Raw genomic sequence first — 16,936 nt, 5'->3', positions numbered from 1 at the left:
CCCTCAACCACACTATTATACTAGAGTGGACTGAGGGGTTTCAATTTTTATTTTATGAAATTGTACTGGAAGATTATTTTTCCTTCCGGTCAAAAGACGCTGGCTGTTCTTTTAAAGGTGTGACATTCGTTTTCTTTTGAACGTCCTTGTCTACCTTTTTTGGAGAAGCAGTAGGGGCAGTCACAGTGGCCGCACGTTCAGCTTTTAATGCTTTTAATTCACGTTTCAGTTTCACAATTTGGAAAATCCCCGCAAAAGCCACAATGAGTCCGCCCATCAGAACAGAACCGATAATGACAAGGATCAGCGGCCATTCAGCCGTTCCAAATAAGTAGTCTACCTGTACAGGCCGCACGTTAATAACAGCAAATACTGAGACAATTAATACGAAAATAAATGCGAGTATGATGGTCCATTGTTGTTTATTCATCTACAAATCCCCCAAGCTTTTTCTTTTATTCTTCCCTCTTTCTTGTCCTTTTTAAACACCGAAAGAACATGGCGGAAGGTTTTCTATCAGCATGGGCGTTTAGCTGCTGAGTTTTTCTTTAATGAGGCTCTTTAATTCTTTTCTTTCTCCAGAGATGACAAGGGTGTCTCCTTCTTCAATCACCGTATCTGGTCCTGGATTTAAAATTTTCTCATGTGATTTTCTCACAATGGCGATGACTGTTACTTGATAGTTTTGGCGAACACTCAGGTCTCCGATCGTCTGGTTAACAGCCGGTGCGTTCTTTTCAATCTTAAACCATTCAATGATAAGTTCATCAATGGCCACCTCCACTGTCTCAAGCGCTTTAGGTTTATAGACCATGCCGCCTAAAATAGCCGAGATTTGTCTTGCTTCTTCATCGCTAAGCAAGATACCAGAAATACATTCTTCGTGATCATCTTCTTGAAAATGATACATCTCTCTTCTGCCGTCATCATGTGTGATAATGGCAAGCTTCTCATTATTTCTTGTGATCATTTCGGCTTTGTGACCGATACCTGGCAGTTCAGTTTCCCGAACCTTCATAACAGCCCCTCCAATGAATAAAAGCCAAATGCCCAAACGGACACTTGCTTTCTATACTGATCTAAACGTATGTCATTATAGCAGAAGACCATTTCAAGATCAATGAAACCCGAAATGTTTTTACATATCATCTTATTGTTGTGACGATGACAAGTATGATGCATGAAAAAAAGACTGCCAAGCTGGCAGTCTTTCTTGTTTAAATATCTTGTTCTGTGTCGATTTTAGCCGGCTTTTTCAGCTCACGACCTTTCCATATCAGCCAAATTTGTGCCGCAATGTAAAGGGATGAATACACCCCTGTTAATAGTCCGACAAGTAAGGCGATGGAGAAGTTTGTAATAGATGCTGAACCGAAAATGAGAAGTGCAATCACCACAACAAGTACGGTGAGCACGGTGTTCACAGAACGCGTAAAGGTTTGCTGTAAACTTAAATTCACAATGTACGATAAATCTTCGATCGTTTTCGGTTTGCGTTTCTTCATTTGCTCACGCACCCTGTCGAAGGTGACAATCGTGTCATTGATTGAGTACCCAATGACCGTGAGTATCGCTGCAATGAAGGTGACATCCACCTCTAAACGCGTAATGCTAAAGAAGGCAACGATAAAGAATGCGTCGTATAGAAGAGAGACAATCGCTGCAATCGCCATTTTATACTCAAATCGGATAGATACATATAAGATAATCCCGATCGAAGCAATGATGACAGCGTATAATGCGTTACGTGCCAGCTCTTTTCCAACCGTCGGAGACACTGTACTTACGTTAGGCTCCGTTCCATATTTATCTTTGAAGTAATCTTTCACTTCAGCGATTTTTTCTTTATTCGGAACACCGACAAATCGAGCTGCTGCTTGATTTTCTTTTTGACCCGATAACACAACACTGTCTGTCTCAAGGTCTAGCTTTTTAAAATCTTGCTCCACCTGTTCTGTTGACAGTTTATGGTCACTTTGAATATCAACTCTAGTACCACTTGCAAAGTCAATACCTGCATTGAGCTTGAAGATCGACAGCACAATGATTCCAGCAATGGTAATGGCTGCTGAGAAAATCATAAAGCCTTTACGTTTGCTGACGAAATCCCATTTATCAAATGGTGTTTTCGGTTCAGTATTTTCAGTTGTTTCATGAATATCAATAATGTCTTTCTGACGAACCCCAAACCAGCCTTTTCTGCGGTCGAGATAACGGCTTTCTACAAGTAATCCAAGAAGGAATCTTGATAGGAAGACAGCCGTGATAAAGCTTGTCAAAATCGATAGGATAAGCATGGTTGCAAATCCTTTGACAGAGCTTGTTCCAAAGAAGAACAGAACCCCTCCGGCAATAATACTTGTTAAGTTTGCATCAAAGATCGTGGCAAATGATCTGCGGTTACCCGATCTGAAAGCAGAACGGACAGATTTACCGAGCTTGAGCTCTTCTTTAATCCGCTCATACGTAATAATGTTGGCATCGACAGCCATCCCTACCCCAAGAATCAATGCAGCGATTCCAGGCAGTGTCATGACCGCACCCATCCAGTCAAAGACTTGCAGTGTGATATAGATATAAGCTGACAGTGTAATGACAGCAACAAGACCTGGTAATCGGTAATAAAACAGCATGAATAAGAAGATAAATGCGATTCCTACAATTCCTGCGAAGACTGTTTCGTTTAGTGCTTGCTCACCAAACTGTGCACTCACAGATGTTGAATATTTTTCGGTTAATTTTACTGGCAATGCGCCGGCATTTAAAATGCTCGCAAGGTCTTTTGCCTCTTGAACCGTAAAGTTTCCTTCGATTTGTACGTCACTGCTGTTAATTTCTTGGTTTACATTCGGCGCAGATACATACTTATGATTTGATTTAGAGACTTCTTTTTTGAAGGAATCTCCCTTATGATAATCAAGCCAAATGACAAGCTGATTGTTTGGTGCCATCGCCGCTACTTTTTTTGTCACGTCACCAAACTTTTTCGCATCCTTTAGTTTGACCGTCACGATCGGCTCATTCGTTTGATTGAATGTTTGTTTTGCACCATTTTCAACAAGATCAGATCCGTTTAGAAGCTCTTTGTCATTCGTATCTCTGAAGGAAAGCTGTGCTTCAGTCGATAGAATCTCCCGTGCTCTGTTTTGATCTTTTACACCCGCAAGCTGTACGCGGATACGGTTGTTTCCTTCAATCGAAATGTTCGGCTCACTGACCCCAAGCACGTTGGCTCTTCGGTTTAAAGCCTCTACTGTACTGACGAGAACACCATTTGTGATCTTGTCTTCTTTTTTCACTGGGTGTACATCATACAGAACTTCAAATCCACCCTGTAAGTCCAGCCCTAGCGTCATATCTTTCGCAACGGGCTTCGTTAATAAGCCCACACCAGTTCCGATTAACAGAACCACTAAGAAAAACGCAAGTATGCGCCCTTTTTTCATTATGTATTTCCTCCTTAAACACCTGAATCCATTTAGATGGCTTATTTCAACAGTTCGTCCAGCATATTCTTGCCATCTTCACTGTCCAAAAAAGCAGACGTTTTAAACGACTGAACGGTTGCATAGTTCATAAATTCGCCAATTTTCACAGATAAAATATCTGCAACCATTTCATGAATCGGATACTCTTGTTTTTTCTTCCACTTCTTATTCTCTAAGTATGACCATAATTCCTCTAAATCTACATCTTTATAGCCCAAAACGATGAATTCTTCAAGCTTACTGAACAGAAAAGGCTTTAAATGGTCTTTGTATATAGCAGCCGGATGTTGTGTCAATGTGAGGCTCCCCCTTTTCAGTTTTTTATCGAGAGACTTGTCATGCTTGGACGATATACACGCATATCTTATTGTATATGATTCTATGTCGTTTGAGAAGGCAGGTGATCTGTGATTTGACGAAGCAAACGTTTTTAAAAGGGACGATTATTTTAATTTTAGCAGGTTTTATTACAAGAATATTGGGTTTTGTCAATCGAATTGTGATTGCAAGGTTCATTGGTGAAGAAGGCGTAGGGCTTTATATGATGGCAGCGCCTACCTTTTTTCTCGCCGTGACGCTAACTCAATTCGGACTTCCTGTTGCGATTAGTAAGCTAGTCGCAGAAGCAGAAGCCCGTGGTGACAAACAGAAAACAAAACGCATTCTAGTGATGTCCCTTGCGATAACAGGAACACTCAGCCTGATTTTCACGCCGCTCTTTTTATGGTTTGCCCCTATTATGGCGGAAAATATGCTGACAGATCCTAGAACGGTCTATCCTCTGCTTGCCATTACACCAGTCGTACCCGTTATTGCGATCTCTAGTGTGTTAAGGGGCTATTTCCAAGGAAGACAGCAAATGAGCCCGCTTGCGATGTCACAAGTACTAGAACAGGTCGCAAGAATTTCACTCGTGGCAGTATGTACAACAGCGTTCCTGCCTTATGGAATTGAATATGCAGCAGCAGGCGCCATGATTTCATCTGTCATTGGGGAAATGATTTCACTTGCTTACTTACTGATTGCCTTTCGTTATAAAAAGACCATCCGTATCCGAAAACGTTTTTTCAAGGCAATTCATGATGGGAAGGATACGTTTAAACAGCTCATGAGTATTGCCCTGCCAACGACAGGCAGCCGTTTCATCGGCAATATCTCGTGGTTTTTAGAACCGATTGTCGTCGCGCAAAGCCTTGCGATTGCCGGTTATGCAGCTGTGGAAGCAACAAGGCAGTACGGAGAATTGACAGGACTTGCGCTCACCCTTTTGACACTTCCTAGTTTTATCACGTATTCTCTCTCCACCGCACTAGTTCCAGCGATTAGTGAGGGGATGGAACAGAACAAACGCAAAACGGTCGAATACCGGCTCAAGCAGGCGATGCGCCTTTGTTTATTAAGCGGGGCATTTCATGTATTATCCTTTTTGTGTATGCAGAAAATTTAACCCTCTTCATGTATGGTTCATCTCATGCCGCTGTCTATGTAAAATTCATGGCCCCCTTCTTTTTGCTCTATTACTTTCAAGGGCCGCTGCAGGCTGTCCTTCAAGCATTAAATTTAGCGGGGGCAGCGATGACCAACAGTTTGATAGGAGCTGTTGTGAAAACAGGTATGATCTTTGTTCTTGCTTCACAGCCAAGCTTTGGCATTATGGGCGCAGCGCTTGCGATACTCATCGGCATCGTCCTTGTCACATTGCTCCATGCGGCAACTGTCGGTAAAGTGCTGCCTATTCATTTACCATTAAAAGAATATGGACTTTGCGTCCTTGTGATCATCGGTACTGGGGCAGTCAGTTTATGGATGAAACATCAAGCGAGCGGACTCTTTTCCGCCCCTTTGGAGCTTGTCATGATGATCTTTTTGACGTGCGTGCTGTATGTCATTCTATTAATCTGGCTTGGGCTAGTGAAACGAGAAGAGCTACGCCGCATCCCCTTTATTGGGAAGCTGCTGTAGCTCATTCTTTCTTGATCACTTCATCTTTCAAATCAATATAAAAATCCTTCTGATTAAAGCTACAGTAGGAGATCTGCTCGATGTCATGATAGCCTCTTTTGGCAAGCTCCTTTATCAGCCACTGTTCATCATGGTTGATCTGCTTGAGATGATCATGCTGAACCACACCGTCTGCAATAAGAGGGAGCTCAAGCGCTGCATGTTTGCGCTTGTTTTCTTTTTCAACAACGGCGAGCTTCCCTGAAGGCTCTAAGATGGCATATGAGACATCCTGGATACTATCGATGTTATTTTCTCTTAATTGAATCAGCAAATCATCAAAATTGTATCGCTGTTTTCTCATCGCACCCTCATCTATTTTTCCGTTGATGATGAGCAGGGCTGGCTTACCGTCGAGAAAACGCCGGACACCTTGAAATTTTAATGACAAATAGGCAAGGGTGATTTGAATGAAGGTTAACAGCAGGATCGGCCATACTGTATGTAACATGTGATCCTCAACTTCTTCTATGGCGAGCACCGCAATTTCAGCGATCATCATAAAAATAACAAGATCTAAAATACTCAGTTCCCCAATCTCCCTTTTGCCCATTAAACGAAAGATAAACCAAATGAGAAAATATAAAATGATCGTTCTCATGGAGATAATTAAGATGTCCTGCATATGATGTAACCCCTCCTTCTCCACCATAGCTTGTGTCAAAACACTTTATTTATGTAGAAAAGAAAGCCTCGGTTTTTATCACGAGAAACATGTCTATTTTTTCTTCTCCGTGAATACATTTTAGTAAAAGACAAGCTTCGGTCAATTGGAGAGGAGACGAATCACATGCAGGAAACGAAACAAATAGGAAAAGGCATTTTATCTGGCTTAATTGCTATTTTTGTCGTGATGATTGTCACAAGCTTACTTGTATCACTGATGCTTACCTTCACAAGTATGCAGGAATCATCGTTTAAATGGATGATCATGATCTTGTCCTTTGCGGCACTTTTTCTAGGAGGAATGATTTCTGGAGGGAAAGCAAAGGAACGGGGCTGGCTCATTGGCGCCATGACCTCTTTTATCTTTTCACTCACTGTTTTTTTATTTCAATATTTAGGGTTTGGAGAAACCTTTTCACCAGAACAATTCATCTATCATGCAGCCTTTTTGGGAATTTGTATGCTAGGGGGAATGATTGGCGTTAATCTTCGGGGTAAATAAAAAAAGAGCGAATGATATCGCTCTTTTTTTATCGCTATGTATTGGAGGATTAACCTTTGTCAGCTAATTCTCTAATAGCACGTCGGTCGAAAGTTAAACGGTTGTTTTCGCTTGTTTTGATGACTACTTTTGATTCATCAATGTAGTCGATTTCACCGTGTAAACCACCGATTGTGACGATTTTATCGCCTTTTGATAAAGATTGCTGCATCTGACGCACAGCTTTTTGTTGCTTTTGCTGTGGACGGATTAACAAGAAGTAAAGCACAGCAAACATGACAACAATCATAATGATTGAACCCATACCACCATCCATTCTATCTCACCCCTTTCTAAAGCATTGTAAAGCTTTTCGTTTATGCGTTAAAAGTTTTTCGCATTCGGTTTGTTAAAGCCATAACGCTCAAAAAACTCTTCTCTAAAATCACCTAAACGATCCTCACGGATAGCTTCTCTCACTTGCTCCATTAATTTTAACAGAAAATGAAGATTATGATAAGTTGTTAATCGAATTCCGAACGTCTCATTTGTACGGATTAAATGTCTAATATAAGCGCGTGTGTAGTTTTTACATGTGTAGCAGTCACAATTTTCATCGATTGGTCTGAAATCACGCTCATATTTAGCATTTTTCACAACAAGGCGTCCTTCACTTGTCATGAGCGTACCGTTTCTTGCAATTCGCGTCGGCAGTACACAGTCAAACATATCGACACCGCGAATCGCGCCGTCAATTAATGAATCTGGTGAGCCAACACCCATTAAGTACCTTGGCTTGTCATCCGGTAAAAATGGCGTTGTGAACTCCAGCACACGGTTCATCACATCTTTAGGTTCACCAACAGATAAACCTCCAATGGCGTAGCCTGGGAAATCAAGTGAAACAAGATCTTTTGCACTTTGTTTACGAAGCTCTTCGTATTCTCCGCCCTGCACAATGCCAAACAGCCCTTGATCCTCTGGACGCTGGTGCGCTGTTAAGCAGCGCTCTGCCCATCTGCTTGTCCGCTCTACAGACCGTTTCATATAATCGTACTCTGCTGGGTACGGAGGGCATTCGTCAAATGCCATCATAATATCTGAGCCGAGCGCATTTTGAATCTCCATCGCTTTTTCAGGAGAAAGGAACAACTTATCTCCATTTAAGTGATTACGGAAGTGAACGCCTTCTTCTTCAATTTTTCTAAATTCACTTAAAGAAAACACTTGGAAACCGCCTGAATCTGTTAGAATCGCTCGATTCCAGTTCATAAATTTGTGCAGGCCGCCTGCTTCTTTGACAATGTCATGCCCCGGGCGCAGCCATAGATGATACGTATTGCTTAAAATGATGCCTGCTTCCATTGCTTTTAACTCTTCAGGCGCCATTGTTTTCACTGTAGCCAGTGTACCAACTGGCATAAATACAGGTGTTTCAAAGGAGCCGTGCGGTGTATGAACGCGTCCAAGACGTGCACCTGTTTGTTTGCATGATTTAATGAACTCATAACGTATCGGTAATTGCGACAAAAATGAGCCCTCCTGTCTTTGTTGTATGATGTTATTGAATCAGCATGGCATCGCCAAAACTGAAGAATCGATATTCCTCTTTTACAGCCTCATTGTACGCTTTTAGGACGTGTTCTCGTCCAGCTAATGCACTGACAAGCATAATTAAAGACGATTTCGGCAAGTGGAAATTCGTGATCATGCCATCAATTGCCTTAAATGTGTAGCCTGGGTAAATAAAAATCGACGTCCAGCCGCTTGACGCTTTGAATTCACCATCATAAGTACTTGCAATGGTTTCAAGCGTTCTTGTCGAAGTTGTTCCGACTGAAATAATCCGTCCGCCTTCTTTGCGCACGCGATTAAGTTCTTCTGCCGTTTCTTCATTCATTTCGTAAAACTCTGCGTGCATTTCATGTTCTTCAATGCGTTCAGCACTGACCGGTCGAAATGTGCCAAGCCCTACATGGAGCGTAATAAACGCAATATGCACTCCTTTTGCTTTCAGTGCATCCAGCAGTTCATTTGTAAAGTGAAGACCGGCAGTAGGCGCAGCAGCCGAACCAACCTCTTTGGAATAAACGGTTTGATAACGCTCACGATCGTCAAGCTGCTCTTTAATGTACGGAGGCAGTGGCATTTCACCTAAGGATTCAAGTACTTCATAAAAAATGCCTGTATACTGAAACTCAACTTTTCTTCCGCCATGTTCCAGTTCTTCTGTACATACCGCTTTTAATCGTCCATCACCAAATGTAATGACTGTTCCGTTTTTCACACGTTTTGCTGGTTTCACGAGCGTTTCCCATTTGTCTCCTTCTTCTTGTTTCAAAAGAAGCAGCTCCACTTTAGCACCCGTATCCTCTTTCGTTCCAAACAGACGTGCAGGCAATACACGTGTATTGTTTAAAACGAGACAATCACCCTTTTGAAAGTAATCTGTGATTTGCGAGAATGTATCATGTGTGATGTCACCTGTTTGTTTATTTAAGACCATCAGTCTTGATGCATCTCGTTTTTCAAGCGGCACTTGTGCAATCAATCTTTCTGGTAAATCAAAATCAAATAGTTCTAACTTCATTTCCTTCACCTATTCTGTAGTTAACTAGTTAACGTTATTTCATCCGTCCGAAGACATTGAGTAAAATGGTTAGGACGATGCTAATGACAATGCATGTAATCACAGGAAAAAAGAACGTTACGTTCCCTTTTTTCACGAAAATATCGCCTGGAAGTTTCCCAACCAATTGAAACACTAAACCTGCGGCAAAAAGGACACCACCTAAAATCATCAACATTTTAGGGAATTCAGTCACGAATCGGAACCTCCATATGAAAATGTTCATACGCTTCTCTTGTGACGACCCGCCCTCTTGGTGTTCTTTGCAGAAAACCAATTTGCAGTAAATACGGTTCGTACACATCTTCAATCGTATGTGATTCTTCTCCAATTGTCGCTGAGATCGTATCAAGTCCAACAGGACCGCCTCTAAATTTTTCAATCATACTTAAAAGCAGTTTATGATCGATATGATCAAGTCCGAGTCTGTCAACTTGCAGACGCTCAAGAGCATCTTCTGCAATGTCTTGTGTGATCGCATGATTTCCAAGCACCTGCGCAAAATCTCTTACTCTTCTGAGCAGACGATTGGCGACCCTCGGTGTGCCTCTAGATCTTCTTGCAATCTCTTCAGCTGAACGAATGTCGATCCCAATCTCAAACAGCTCGGCTGTTCTTGCTACAATGTGAGCCAAATCTCTTTGCTCATAGTATTCCAATCTTGCATGAACCCCAAACCTATCACGAAGCGGCGCTGTTAAAAGCCCAACACGGGTTGTAGCACCTACAAGCGTAAATGGCGGTAAATCAAGCCGCACAGAGCGTGCTGTATCTCCTTTTCCAATCACGATATCTAGACAAAAGTCCTCCATCGCTGGATATAGCACTTCCTCTATTGAACGCTGCAAGCGATGAATTTCATCAATAAACAGAACATCGCCAGGTTCAAGAGATGTTAAGATCGCCGCCAAATCGCCAGGGCGTTCAATCGCTGGTCCAGACGTTGTACGCAGCTGAACATTCATTTCATTGGCAATGATCGACGCAAGCGTTGTTTTCCCAAGTCCCGGCGGCCCATATAAAAGAACGTGATCCAGCGTTTCCTGCCTCATTCGGGCAGCTTCAATAAATACGCTGAGATTATCCTTTACTTTCTGCTGGCCAATATATTGACTAAGCGTCTGTGGACGCAGACTTTGCTCAATGGCTGATTCATGGTTGTCTGCTTCAGTTGAGACGAGCCGTTCATCCATGAGACATCACCCTATTTCAACATTTTTTGTAAAGCTTTTTTCACATATTGATCGGTTGTAAGATTCTTCTCTTCTTTTAATAAAGGAAGAACCTTTTTGATTTCACGATCACCATACCCAAGGACACTTAAGGCTTCAACCGCTTCATCTAAAGCGCTTTGCTGCGTTTCAATCTGGATATGATCCTCGTGGTTAAATAAGTTTCCTATCATTTCAGGCACCACATCTGCGAGCTTCCCTTTCAGATCTAGAATGATCTGACGTGCTGTTTTTTTGCCAACACCCGGGAATTTAATGAGGAAAGCTTCATCCTCTCGTTCGATCGCTGAAATGACAGCGCCAGGATCACCGGAAGCAAGAATCGCAAGCGCACCCTTCGGTCCAATCCCTGTGACATTTAACAGTTTTGTGAACAACGCTTTTTCTTCTCGTGTTTGGAATCCATATAACGAAAAAGCGTCTTCCTTTATGTAATGATACGTATAAATCGTTTCTTGTTTTGTTACTCGATAGATAAACGGATTTGGGGTATAGACTTGATATCCCACTCCGCCGTTTTCAATGACAACATATTGCGGGCACACATAATCAATGGTCCCTTTTACAAACTCTATCACCGTTTTCACCTCTTTGACTGTTCTCCATTGTAACATAAATCGAAGAGAAAACCGTAATAAAAGTTAACATACGTTCGCTCAGCCTTTTTTCATCGTCAACCCATGAAAAAGAGCTTGCGGTCTTCACACCAGCAAGCTGTCATACGATTAAAACGATTGTTCATTTCGGTAAGGTTTCATGACTTCAAGCACATGCTCAAATTCATCTTTTGTTCGAAACGGAATGCCTTGTGCAAGCTGCTGCTCTACATGACTTTCCAAGCGGGACGTATCAATTTGAAAAAAGAGATGAATAGGCTCCGCCCACCCGTCAGGCCTTCCATGAAACGTAGAAATCACGCCGTCTTCTGATAATCCGATATATCCATTTGCTTTACTCAAAGGCGATATATCGTCAATTTGCTTTCTAAAAAGGGCAAAATCCTCTCGCTGTTCTACCAATGTCCAGCCCTTATACTTGGCCCAAAATGTGTCTTTGTCTTCTAATGATGCCCGCTGTCTTTCAATACTTACATCGCCGTCTAGATAGACCTTTTCAAGCTGAACGTTGATGGTTTTTGACTCTTTTTGCAAGTGTTCTGCTGCTTCCATATCAACAGCGAAAAAGAGTACACTTGTCATGATAAGCCCTGTAACGAAATACTTTATTTTCACTTTCACTATTTACACCTCTTTAGAACATAAGATCGATGCATGACATATGTAGTTTGACCCATTTTGCTCCACATTAACCAAATCGATGTCTTGACACATATTGAGCGTCTTTCGTTGTATCCTTCGTGCGTAAATGTTATGTTTTATACAATCCATTGCTCTACCGAATCACATGGTTTTTTCATCATTCGTTTTTCAGCCGCATAAACTGAAACCAAAGAAGGTGAAGTCAATGTCAGATGTCAAAAGATTAGCCGAATCGATTCAGTATCAAGAAGAAAAGCGTTTTAATAAGCTCGTCTTTAAACCGGCTGAGCTTGAGCTGTGCGGCAAAGGAAGAAGTGCCTATGTATTTTCATACAAAAAAGACGGCAAAAAAATGGCGTTAAAAGTCTTTTTTCCTTCTTATCGAAACATCGCCCGCAAAGAGGCTGCAATTTATGAAAAACTTTCCGGCTCCTCCTATTATCCTGAGATTTACGAGTCTGGGGATCAGTATATTTTAATGGAATATATTAAAGGTTATACTTTCTATGAATGCCTGACAAAAGGAATTCCGATCAAAAAACAAATGATTGAACAAGTAGATGATGCATTGGAAGAAGCACGCGCGAAAGGTTTAAATCCTTCTGATATTCATCTGCGGAATTTAATTTTAACAAAGGATGGCCGCGTCAGGGTCATTGACGTCGCCCGCTTCACGCAAACGAAAACATGTCATCAATGGGATGATTTAAAAGCTGCATACGCCTATTATCAAAAACCTTTTTTCCCTAAAAAAGCGCCGCGTCTATGGCTTGAAGTGATTGCCTATTTGTATAAGAAAAACTGGCTGTCTCGAGGTCAGCTGAACAATCGAAATGATTTTACTGCATAATGAAAGCCGCTCGAAAAGAGCGGCTTTCAGATTGTTGACAAAGGGCTAAAATGTACTTTATTTTAGCTCTTTGTCTTCTTTTCAGCGTGATAGAAAACCTTTGCAGTCCTAGGAATGACGAGTACCGGCGCGGAGCGAATTTGACATTCGTGAGCACCGGCACGCAGGACTGACACCGAATGCGAGGGTTTGTCTACACGCTGAAAGCCGCTCTCTTTGAGCGGCTTTCTGTTTTATTCTGTTTCTACATGGATACTATTCACATTTAATAGGTTAATGATTTCATTATTCAGCTTAAACCAATGATTGGCTTCCTCAATTTTTTTATACACATCATAGGTAGCTGGACGTTTCAGCTCGAAATCGAGCACTTCCCCATTGTTCATATGAAATGTTACCTTAAATACTTTCATCATAAGATCACCTTCCACTCTGTCTTGTTCACTAACCAAATCGGTCAGCTCTTTTCATTCATTCTCTATTCAATCCGTTTCCCCTGCTTCTTTCCTTCTAAACACAAGAAGTTTAAATTTTGTTTAAATTCGCACAACATATCTATCTAGATACGCTTCAAAAGAAGTATATTGAATGAAAAGGAGGCTGTCTTTATGAAACAAAAGAAAAAACGAACATCTCCAGAGAGACAAACAGTTCTATTTCATTTAACAGATGCCCTCATCCCAAGTGTTGAAACGATGGCGATTGCAGTAAAAGCATTTTTCCACCTCGTGAGAAAAGCCATTTCAGCCGTTTTATAAAACCCCGCACTAGAGGAGTGCGAGGTTTTTTTTAGGATTGATAGATTTGGCTGCCTTGATTGATAAACTCTTTTGCCTTCTTCTCCATCTCTCTTTTCACTTCTTCTGATTGGTTGCGGATATCATGGGATATTTTCATACTGCAAAACTTTGGTCCACACATGGAACAGAAATGAGCGGTTTTAGCACCTTCAGCAGGCAATGTTTCATCATGGAATGCCAGCGCTCGTTCTGGGTCAAGTGACAGATGAAATTGATCCCGCCATCTGAATTCAAATCTCGCTTTTGATAAGGCATCATCACGCTTTTGAGCAGCAGGATGTCCTTTTGCTACATCAGCTGCATGTGCGGCGATTTTATAGGCGATGACGCCTTCTCTTACATCTTCTTTGTTCGGCAGACCTAAATGCTCTTTTGGTGTCACATAGCACAGCATGGCTGTTCCGTACCAGCCGATCATCGCCGCACCGATCGCGGATGTAATATGATCATATCCCGGTGCAATATCTGTTGTTAGAGGACCTAACGTATAAAAAGGTGCCTCTTTGCATATCTCCATCTGCTTATCGACATTCTCTTTGATTTTATCCATAGGAACATGACCAGGTCCTTCAATCATGACCTGTACATCATGTTTCCAAGCGATCTCTGTCAATTCCCCTAACGTTTCCAGCTCTGCAAACTGCGCTTCGTCATTTGCGTCCGCAATGGATCCAGGTCTGAGCCCGTCCCCAAGCGAAAAGGCAATGTCATATGTTTTCATGATTTCACAAATTTCTTCAAAATGGGTATACAGAAAGTTCTCTTGATGATGAGCGAGACACCATCTTGCCATAATGGCTCCGCCTCTTGAAACAATTCCTGTGACACGGTCGACTGTGAGCGGAATATACCTTAACAGGACGCCCGCATGAATGGTGAAGTAGTCAACCCCTTGCTCTGCCTGTTCAATTAATGTGTCTCGGTATACTTCCCACGTCAAATTTTCTGCGATTCCATTCACTTTTTCAAGTGCCTGATAAATTGGGACCGTTCCTACTGGGACTGGGCAATTGCGGATAATCCATTCTCTCGTTGTATGAATGTCCTTTCCTGTAGACAGGTCCATCATCGTATCTGCCCCCCATCTAATTGCCCATGTCATCTTCTCCACCTCTTCTTCAATGGACGACGTCACAGCTGAATTGCCAATATTCGCATTAATTTTCACGTGAAAATTCTTTCCGATGATCATCGGCTCACTTTCAGGATGGTTGATATTCGCTGGAATGACCGCTCTCCCACTAGCCACTTCCTCTCTAACAAACTCAGGACTTAGCTGTTCTCTCAAAGCGATAAACTCCATTTCAGGCGTAATGATGCCCTTTTTTGCATAATGCATTTGCGTCACACAAGCACCTTGTTTCCCGCGGAGCGGCACATGATGAAAATCTGTATGGGCAGCTTGAAAGGATTCTTTCCCATTCAAGCGATATCCATTATCTTCTGGCTTTACTTGACGCCCTTCATAGCTTTCAGTATCTTCTCTTTCTTTAATCCATGCTGATCTCAGGCGCTTTAATCCCTTTGTGACATCAATATGAGCCTCCGCATCTGTATACGGTCCACTTGTATCGTACACACGAATCGGTTCATTTTCGATATCACCTGCTTGTGTCACTGTATTTGTGAGCACGATTTCTCTTTTTGGCACCAAAATGTCAGGTCTTGAGCCTTGTTCATATACCTTTCGACTGCCTTCAAAGTTTGATAATAAAGATTGCGTTGATGGAACATTTGTCTTTTCATTCATTTGCTGTTCTCTCCTTCTTTTCGTGTGACCGGTCAGGATGGAATCAGCACCAGCAAAAAACCAGATTCTATGTAAAGAACCTGGTTTCGTCGTCAGAAAAAAACATGTATGCCATTCATATGGCACATGTATCATCTTCAACTTCCCCACGCTGGTACGAGCCAGATCAGGTCCAAAGGGTTAAGAAGCTTGTCTTCTCTCTCAGCCCGCATTTCCGGGCACCCCTAGTCACTTATATTGATTTCCACAACAGTGTAGCATAGCTGAGAAATGAAAAAAAGAAGTTTTAGGAAAATAGTTCCTTTCCCCTACAATGAATACACGATCTTCACGATATACATCTTTCTATACACGATTTATCTCTCTCATTTCGATTAAATAAGAAATAATCATTGATCCTTTTCTCCTAATATGTATAATTAATCTAAACGGAGAATTTTTATACAAACATGATTCAAAGGAAGTTCTAGTCGATTGCAAACATTTCTTACATTTATCGTCGTTGGATTCTCAATTGCTCTACCTGTTGGAGCGATCACGGTTGAAATGACAAAGCAGGGATTAAAAAACGGATTCTTTCATGGATTAACTGTAGGCGCTGGTGGTATGACCATCGATATATTGCTCATCTTGGCTTTATATGCTGGATTTGCTCAATTTTTATCTTTGCCCTTTATCCAAATTCCGCTCTGGCTGATCGGTGCCATCTTTTTAATGATTCTTGCCTACGATTCGATTAAAAATGCGGATCAAGACATCCATTTAGCAGGAGAAAAAGTGAATAAATCATTCGCTAAAACATACCGAAATGGGCTGCTCGTCGCGGTATCACCTGGAAACCTTGTGTTCTGGGTATCTGTGTTTGGTGCTGTACTGGCAGATGCTTATACGAATACAAATTCATCTGAATTTATATTGGCTGCTGCGGGTATTTTGGCAGGGATTCTTCTTCATGACATCGGTCTTCTCACGATTGTTTCCCTAACAAGAAAAGTAATGAATCGAACAATGATTAAGTGGACATCCATTGTTGCCGGTATTTTATTACTTGGATTTGGCTGTTATTTCTTTTATGAATTTTATATTGGTATCAAAGTTTATTTTTAAAGAAAGGCTAAAGTTCGTCATGAACTTTAGCCTTTTTTATTCCAGCTTAACGGGTCATGCCTGTCTGACCTGTTTCAAATTGCGTTTTTCTCATATCTCTGAAGCGTGTAAATGCGCCTTCGTCTTTAATGACTTGGACAGCTCTTCCATCTGCATAACGAGTCGCTGCTTCTTCTACTTGTGATACACCCTCTGATGTCAAGCGCCCATCTGTTTTAAGAGCAATATACACATTTTCATCCGTCACCATGACTTGTGAGTCTGTCACATGGTTCATTTTGTTCACTCGGTTGGCGATTTTTCTTGAACGCTGGATGTTCTCTTGTTTATCGTAGCCAGAGAACGACATTTGGTTATGATAGTTCATATCTCCATGACTGTAGCGTCCATCTCCACCAGTCAGTGGCATTCTCACTTGATCCTGTGTAGGGCGTGAACGATCATCAACATTCGTTGTATTTCTTCCGTTCATTCCCTCCATAAGCTCAGAAACCGGTCCTTGATGATCTTGGTTGTTGTCTGTTGCCTGTTGATTGGAGTGGTATCCAACTGGCTGGCCAGATTGATTATGACGTGTATCTACACCCGCATTGTTATTTGTACCACATGCCGTTAATCCAATAGGTAGAAGCACTAAGGCGATTGTTTTTTGCCATTTTTGTCTCAAACGAAA

Annotated in this window: 19 protein-coding genes, 1 pseudogene and 1 riboswitch; of the genes and pseudogenes, 5 read left to right on the top strand and 15 right to left on the bottom strand. The window is 41.7% G+C overall.

Features of this window, described 5'->3' with window-relative positions; all coding sequences use genetic code 11:
* Nucleotides 1–73: 73 nt before the first annotated feature.
* From KFQ09_RS16380 to KFQ09_RS16365, 4 genes are all read right to left on the bottom strand, one after another.
* Nucleotides 74–430: a LapA family protein gene (locus KFQ09_RS16380; RefSeq protein ID WP_025207709.1), complete on the bottom strand. Its 357-nt coding sequence runs from the start codon at nt 428–430 to the stop codon at nt 74–76.
* 99 nt (nt 431–529) lie between these two features.
* Entirely contained in the window at nt 530–1,018 is a 489-nt protein-coding gene (locus KFQ09_RS16375; protein WP_008342734.1) for a cation:proton antiporter regulatory subunit, read from the bottom strand.
* Between the two features lie 199 nt (nt 1,019–1,217).
* Nucleotides 1,218–3,446: a protein translocase subunit SecDF gene (secDF, locus tag KFQ09_RS16370; RefSeq protein WP_081114279.1), complete on the bottom strand. Its 2,229-nt coding sequence runs from the start codon at nt 3,444–3,446 to the stop codon at nt 1,218–1,220.
* Between the two features lie 41 nt (nt 3,447–3,487).
* Nucleotides 3,488–3,784, bottom strand: a complete 297-nt coding sequence (locus tag KFQ09_RS16365; protein ID WP_003216788.1) for a post-transcriptional regulator — start codon at nt 3,782–3,784, stop codon at nt 3,488–3,490.
* 116 nt (nt 3,785–3,900) lie between these two features.
* Here KFQ09_RS16365 and spoVB point away from each other — a divergent pair.
* Nucleotides 3,901–5,450 (top strand): annotated as a pseudogene (spoVB, locus tag KFQ09_RS16360) (stage V sporulation protein B).
* A gap of 1 nt (nt 5,451) precedes the next feature.
* Here spoVB and KFQ09_RS16355 read toward each other — a convergent pair.
* Entirely contained in the window at nt 5,452–6,114 is a 663-nt protein-coding gene (locus tag KFQ09_RS16355; protein WP_017358120.1) for a DUF421 domain-containing protein, read from the bottom strand.
* Nucleotides 6,115–6,279: 165 nt separating this feature from the next.
* Here KFQ09_RS16355 and KFQ09_RS16350 point away from each other — a divergent pair, with 165 nt between their 5' ends.
* Nucleotides 6,280–6,657, top strand: coding sequence for a TIGR04086 family membrane protein (locus tag KFQ09_RS16350; RefSeq protein ID WP_007501492.1), 378 nt, complete (start codon nt 6,280–6,282; stop codon nt 6,655–6,657).
* 49 nt (nt 6,658–6,706) lie between these two features.
* Here KFQ09_RS16350 and yajC read toward each other — a convergent pair whose 3' ends face one another.
* From yajC to KFQ09_RS16315, 7 genes are all read right to left on the bottom strand, one after another.
* The gene (gene yajC, locus KFQ09_RS16345) at nt 6,707–6,973 is read right to left on the bottom strand and encodes a preprotein translocase subunit YajC (protein ID WP_003216659.1); all 267 of its coding nucleotides are present in this window, start codon (nt 6,971–6,973) and stop codon (nt 6,707–6,709) included.
* Nucleotides 6,974–7,020: 47 nt separating this feature from the next.
* Entirely contained in the window at nt 7,021–8,166 is a 1,146-nt protein-coding gene (tgt, locus tag KFQ09_RS16340; RefSeq protein ID WP_060832477.1) for a tRNA guanosine(34) transglycosylase Tgt, read from the bottom strand.
* 31 nt (nt 8,167–8,197) lie between these two features.
* Complete coding sequence (gene queA, locus KFQ09_RS16335) at nt 8,198–9,226, bottom strand: tRNA preQ1(34) S-adenosylmethionine ribosyltransferase-isomerase QueA (protein WP_017358122.1); 1,029 nt, start codon at nt 9,224–9,226, stop codon at nt 8,198–8,200.
* A 34-nt stretch (nt 9,227–9,260) separates the two neighbouring features.
* A complete protein-coding gene (locus tag KFQ09_RS16330) occupies nt 9,261–9,461 on the bottom strand; it encodes a DUF2905 domain-containing protein (RefSeq protein ID WP_008342752.1) in 201 nt (66 codons plus the stop codon).
* Nucleotides 9,454–10,458, bottom strand: coding sequence for a Holliday junction branch migration DNA helicase RuvB (gene ruvB / locus KFQ09_RS16325; protein WP_007501501.1), 1,005 nt, complete (start codon nt 10,456–10,458; stop codon nt 9,454–9,456). The genes KFQ09_RS16330 and ruvB overlap by 8 nt, the downstream gene beginning before the upstream one ends.
* Before the next feature lie 11 nt (nt 10,459–10,469).
* Entirely contained in the window at nt 10,470–11,075 is a 606-nt protein-coding gene (ruvA, locus tag KFQ09_RS16320; protein WP_017358123.1) for a Holliday junction branch migration protein RuvA, read from the bottom strand.
* 147 nt (nt 11,076–11,222) lie between these two features.
* Nucleotides 11,223–11,735: an intercompartmental signaling factor BofC gene (locus KFQ09_RS16315; RefSeq protein ID WP_060832478.1), complete on the bottom strand. Its 513-nt coding sequence runs from the start codon at nt 11,733–11,735 to the stop codon at nt 11,223–11,225.
* Nucleotides 11,736–11,961: 226 nt separating this feature from the next.
* Between KFQ09_RS16315 and KFQ09_RS16310 the strand changes: the two genes are divergently transcribed.
* The gene (locus tag KFQ09_RS16310) at nt 11,962–12,606 is read left to right on the top strand and encodes a serine/threonine protein kinase (protein WP_017367714.1); all 645 of its coding nucleotides are present in this window, start codon (nt 11,962–11,964) and stop codon (nt 12,604–12,606) included.
* Nucleotides 12,607–12,839: 233 nt separating this feature from the next.
* On the opposite strand, the gene KFQ09_RS16305 is transcribed toward KFQ09_RS16310, so the two are convergent.
* The gene (locus KFQ09_RS16305; RefSeq protein ID WP_008342761.1) at nt 12,840–13,022 is read right to left on the bottom strand and encodes a hypothetical protein; all 183 of its coding nucleotides are present in this window, start codon (nt 13,020–13,022) and stop codon (nt 12,840–12,842) included.
* A gap of 192 nt (nt 13,023–13,214) precedes the next feature.
* On the opposite strand from KFQ09_RS16305, the gene KFQ09_RS16300 reads away from it, so the two are divergent.
* Complete coding sequence (locus KFQ09_RS16300) at nt 13,215–13,364, top strand: hypothetical protein (protein WP_164071366.1); 150 nt, start codon at nt 13,215–13,217, stop codon at nt 13,362–13,364.
* 31 nt (nt 13,365–13,395) lie between these two features.
* Here the strand turns inward: KFQ09_RS16300 and thiC are convergent, their stop codons facing one another.
* Nucleotides 13,396–15,156, bottom strand: coding sequence for a phosphomethylpyrimidine synthase ThiC (gene thiC, locus KFQ09_RS16295; protein ID WP_060832831.1), 1,761 nt, complete (start codon nt 15,154–15,156; stop codon nt 13,396–13,398).
* A gap of 126 nt (nt 15,157–15,282) precedes the next feature.
* Nucleotides 15,283–15,392: riboswitch (TPP riboswitch) on the bottom strand.
* Nucleotides 15,393–15,630: 238 nt separating this feature from the next.
* Between thiC and KFQ09_RS16290 the strand changes: the two genes are divergently transcribed.
* Nucleotides 15,631–16,263, top strand: a complete 633-nt coding sequence (locus KFQ09_RS16290; RefSeq protein WP_025207714.1) for a LysE family transporter — start codon at nt 15,631–15,633, stop codon at nt 16,261–16,263.
* A 46-nt stretch (nt 16,264–16,309) separates the two neighbouring features.
* Here KFQ09_RS16290 and KFQ09_RS16285 read toward each other — a convergent pair whose 3' ends face one another.
* Nucleotides 16,310–16,930: a YhcN/YlaJ family sporulation lipoprotein gene (locus KFQ09_RS16285; RefSeq protein WP_008342769.1), complete on the bottom strand. Its 621-nt coding sequence runs from the start codon at nt 16,928–16,930 to the stop codon at nt 16,310–16,312.
* Nucleotides 16,931–16,936 lie beyond the last annotated feature (6 nt).

The organism is Bacillus sp. FS02, from assembly GCF_024398395.1.
Taxonomy (GTDB): Bacteria; Bacillota; Bacilli; order Bacillales; family Bacillaceae; genus Bacillus; species Bacillus altitudinis.
This window is presented reverse-complemented; position numbering and strand designations above follow the sequence as displayed.

Bases quoted from the DNA above. Each gene is read 5' to 3' on its own strand.
- KFQ09_RS16375 (WP_008342734.1), bottom strand. From the start codon at position 1,018: ATGAAGGTTCGGGAAACTGAACTGCCAGGTATCGGTCACAAAGCCGAA.
- KFQ09_RS16305 (WP_008342761.1), bottom strand. From the start codon at position 13,022: ATGATGAAAGTATTTAAGGTAACATTTCATATGAACAATGGGGAAGTG.
- KFQ09_RS16350 (WP_007501492.1), top strand. From the start codon at position 6,280: ATGCAGGAAACGAAACAAATAGGAAAAGGCATTTTATCTGGCTTAATT.
- ruvB (WP_007501501.1), bottom strand. From the start codon at position 10,458: ATGGATGAACGGCTCGTCTCAACTGAAGCAGACAACCATGAATCAGCC.
- KFQ09_RS16300 (WP_164071366.1), top strand. From the start codon at position 13,215: ATGAAACAAAAGAAAAAACGAACATCTCCAGAGAGACAAACAGTTCTA.
- yajC (WP_003216659.1), bottom strand. From the start codon at position 6,973: ATGGATGGTGGTATGGGTTCAATCATTATGATTGTTGTCATGTTTGCT.
- thiC (WP_060832831.1), bottom strand. From the start codon at position 15,156: ATGAATGAAAAGACAAATGTTCCATCAACGCAATCTTTATTATCAAAC.
- KFQ09_RS16310 (WP_017367714.1), top strand. From the start codon at position 11,962: ATGTCAGATGTCAAAAGATTAGCCGAATCGATTCAGTATCAAGAAGAA.
- secDF (WP_081114279.1), bottom strand. From the start codon at position 3,446: ATGAAAAAAGGGCGCATACTTGCGTTTTTCTTAGTGGTTCTGTTAATC.
- queA (WP_017358122.1), bottom strand. From the start codon at position 9,226: ATGAAGTTAGAACTATTTGATTTTGATTTACCAGAAAGATTGATTGCA.
- KFQ09_RS16380 (WP_025207709.1), bottom strand. From the start codon at position 430: ATGAATAAACAACAATGGACCATCATACTCGCATTTATTTTCGTATTA.
- KFQ09_RS16355 (WP_017358120.1), bottom strand. From the start codon at position 6,114: ATGCAGGACATCTTAATTATCTCCATGAGAACGATCATTTTATATTTT.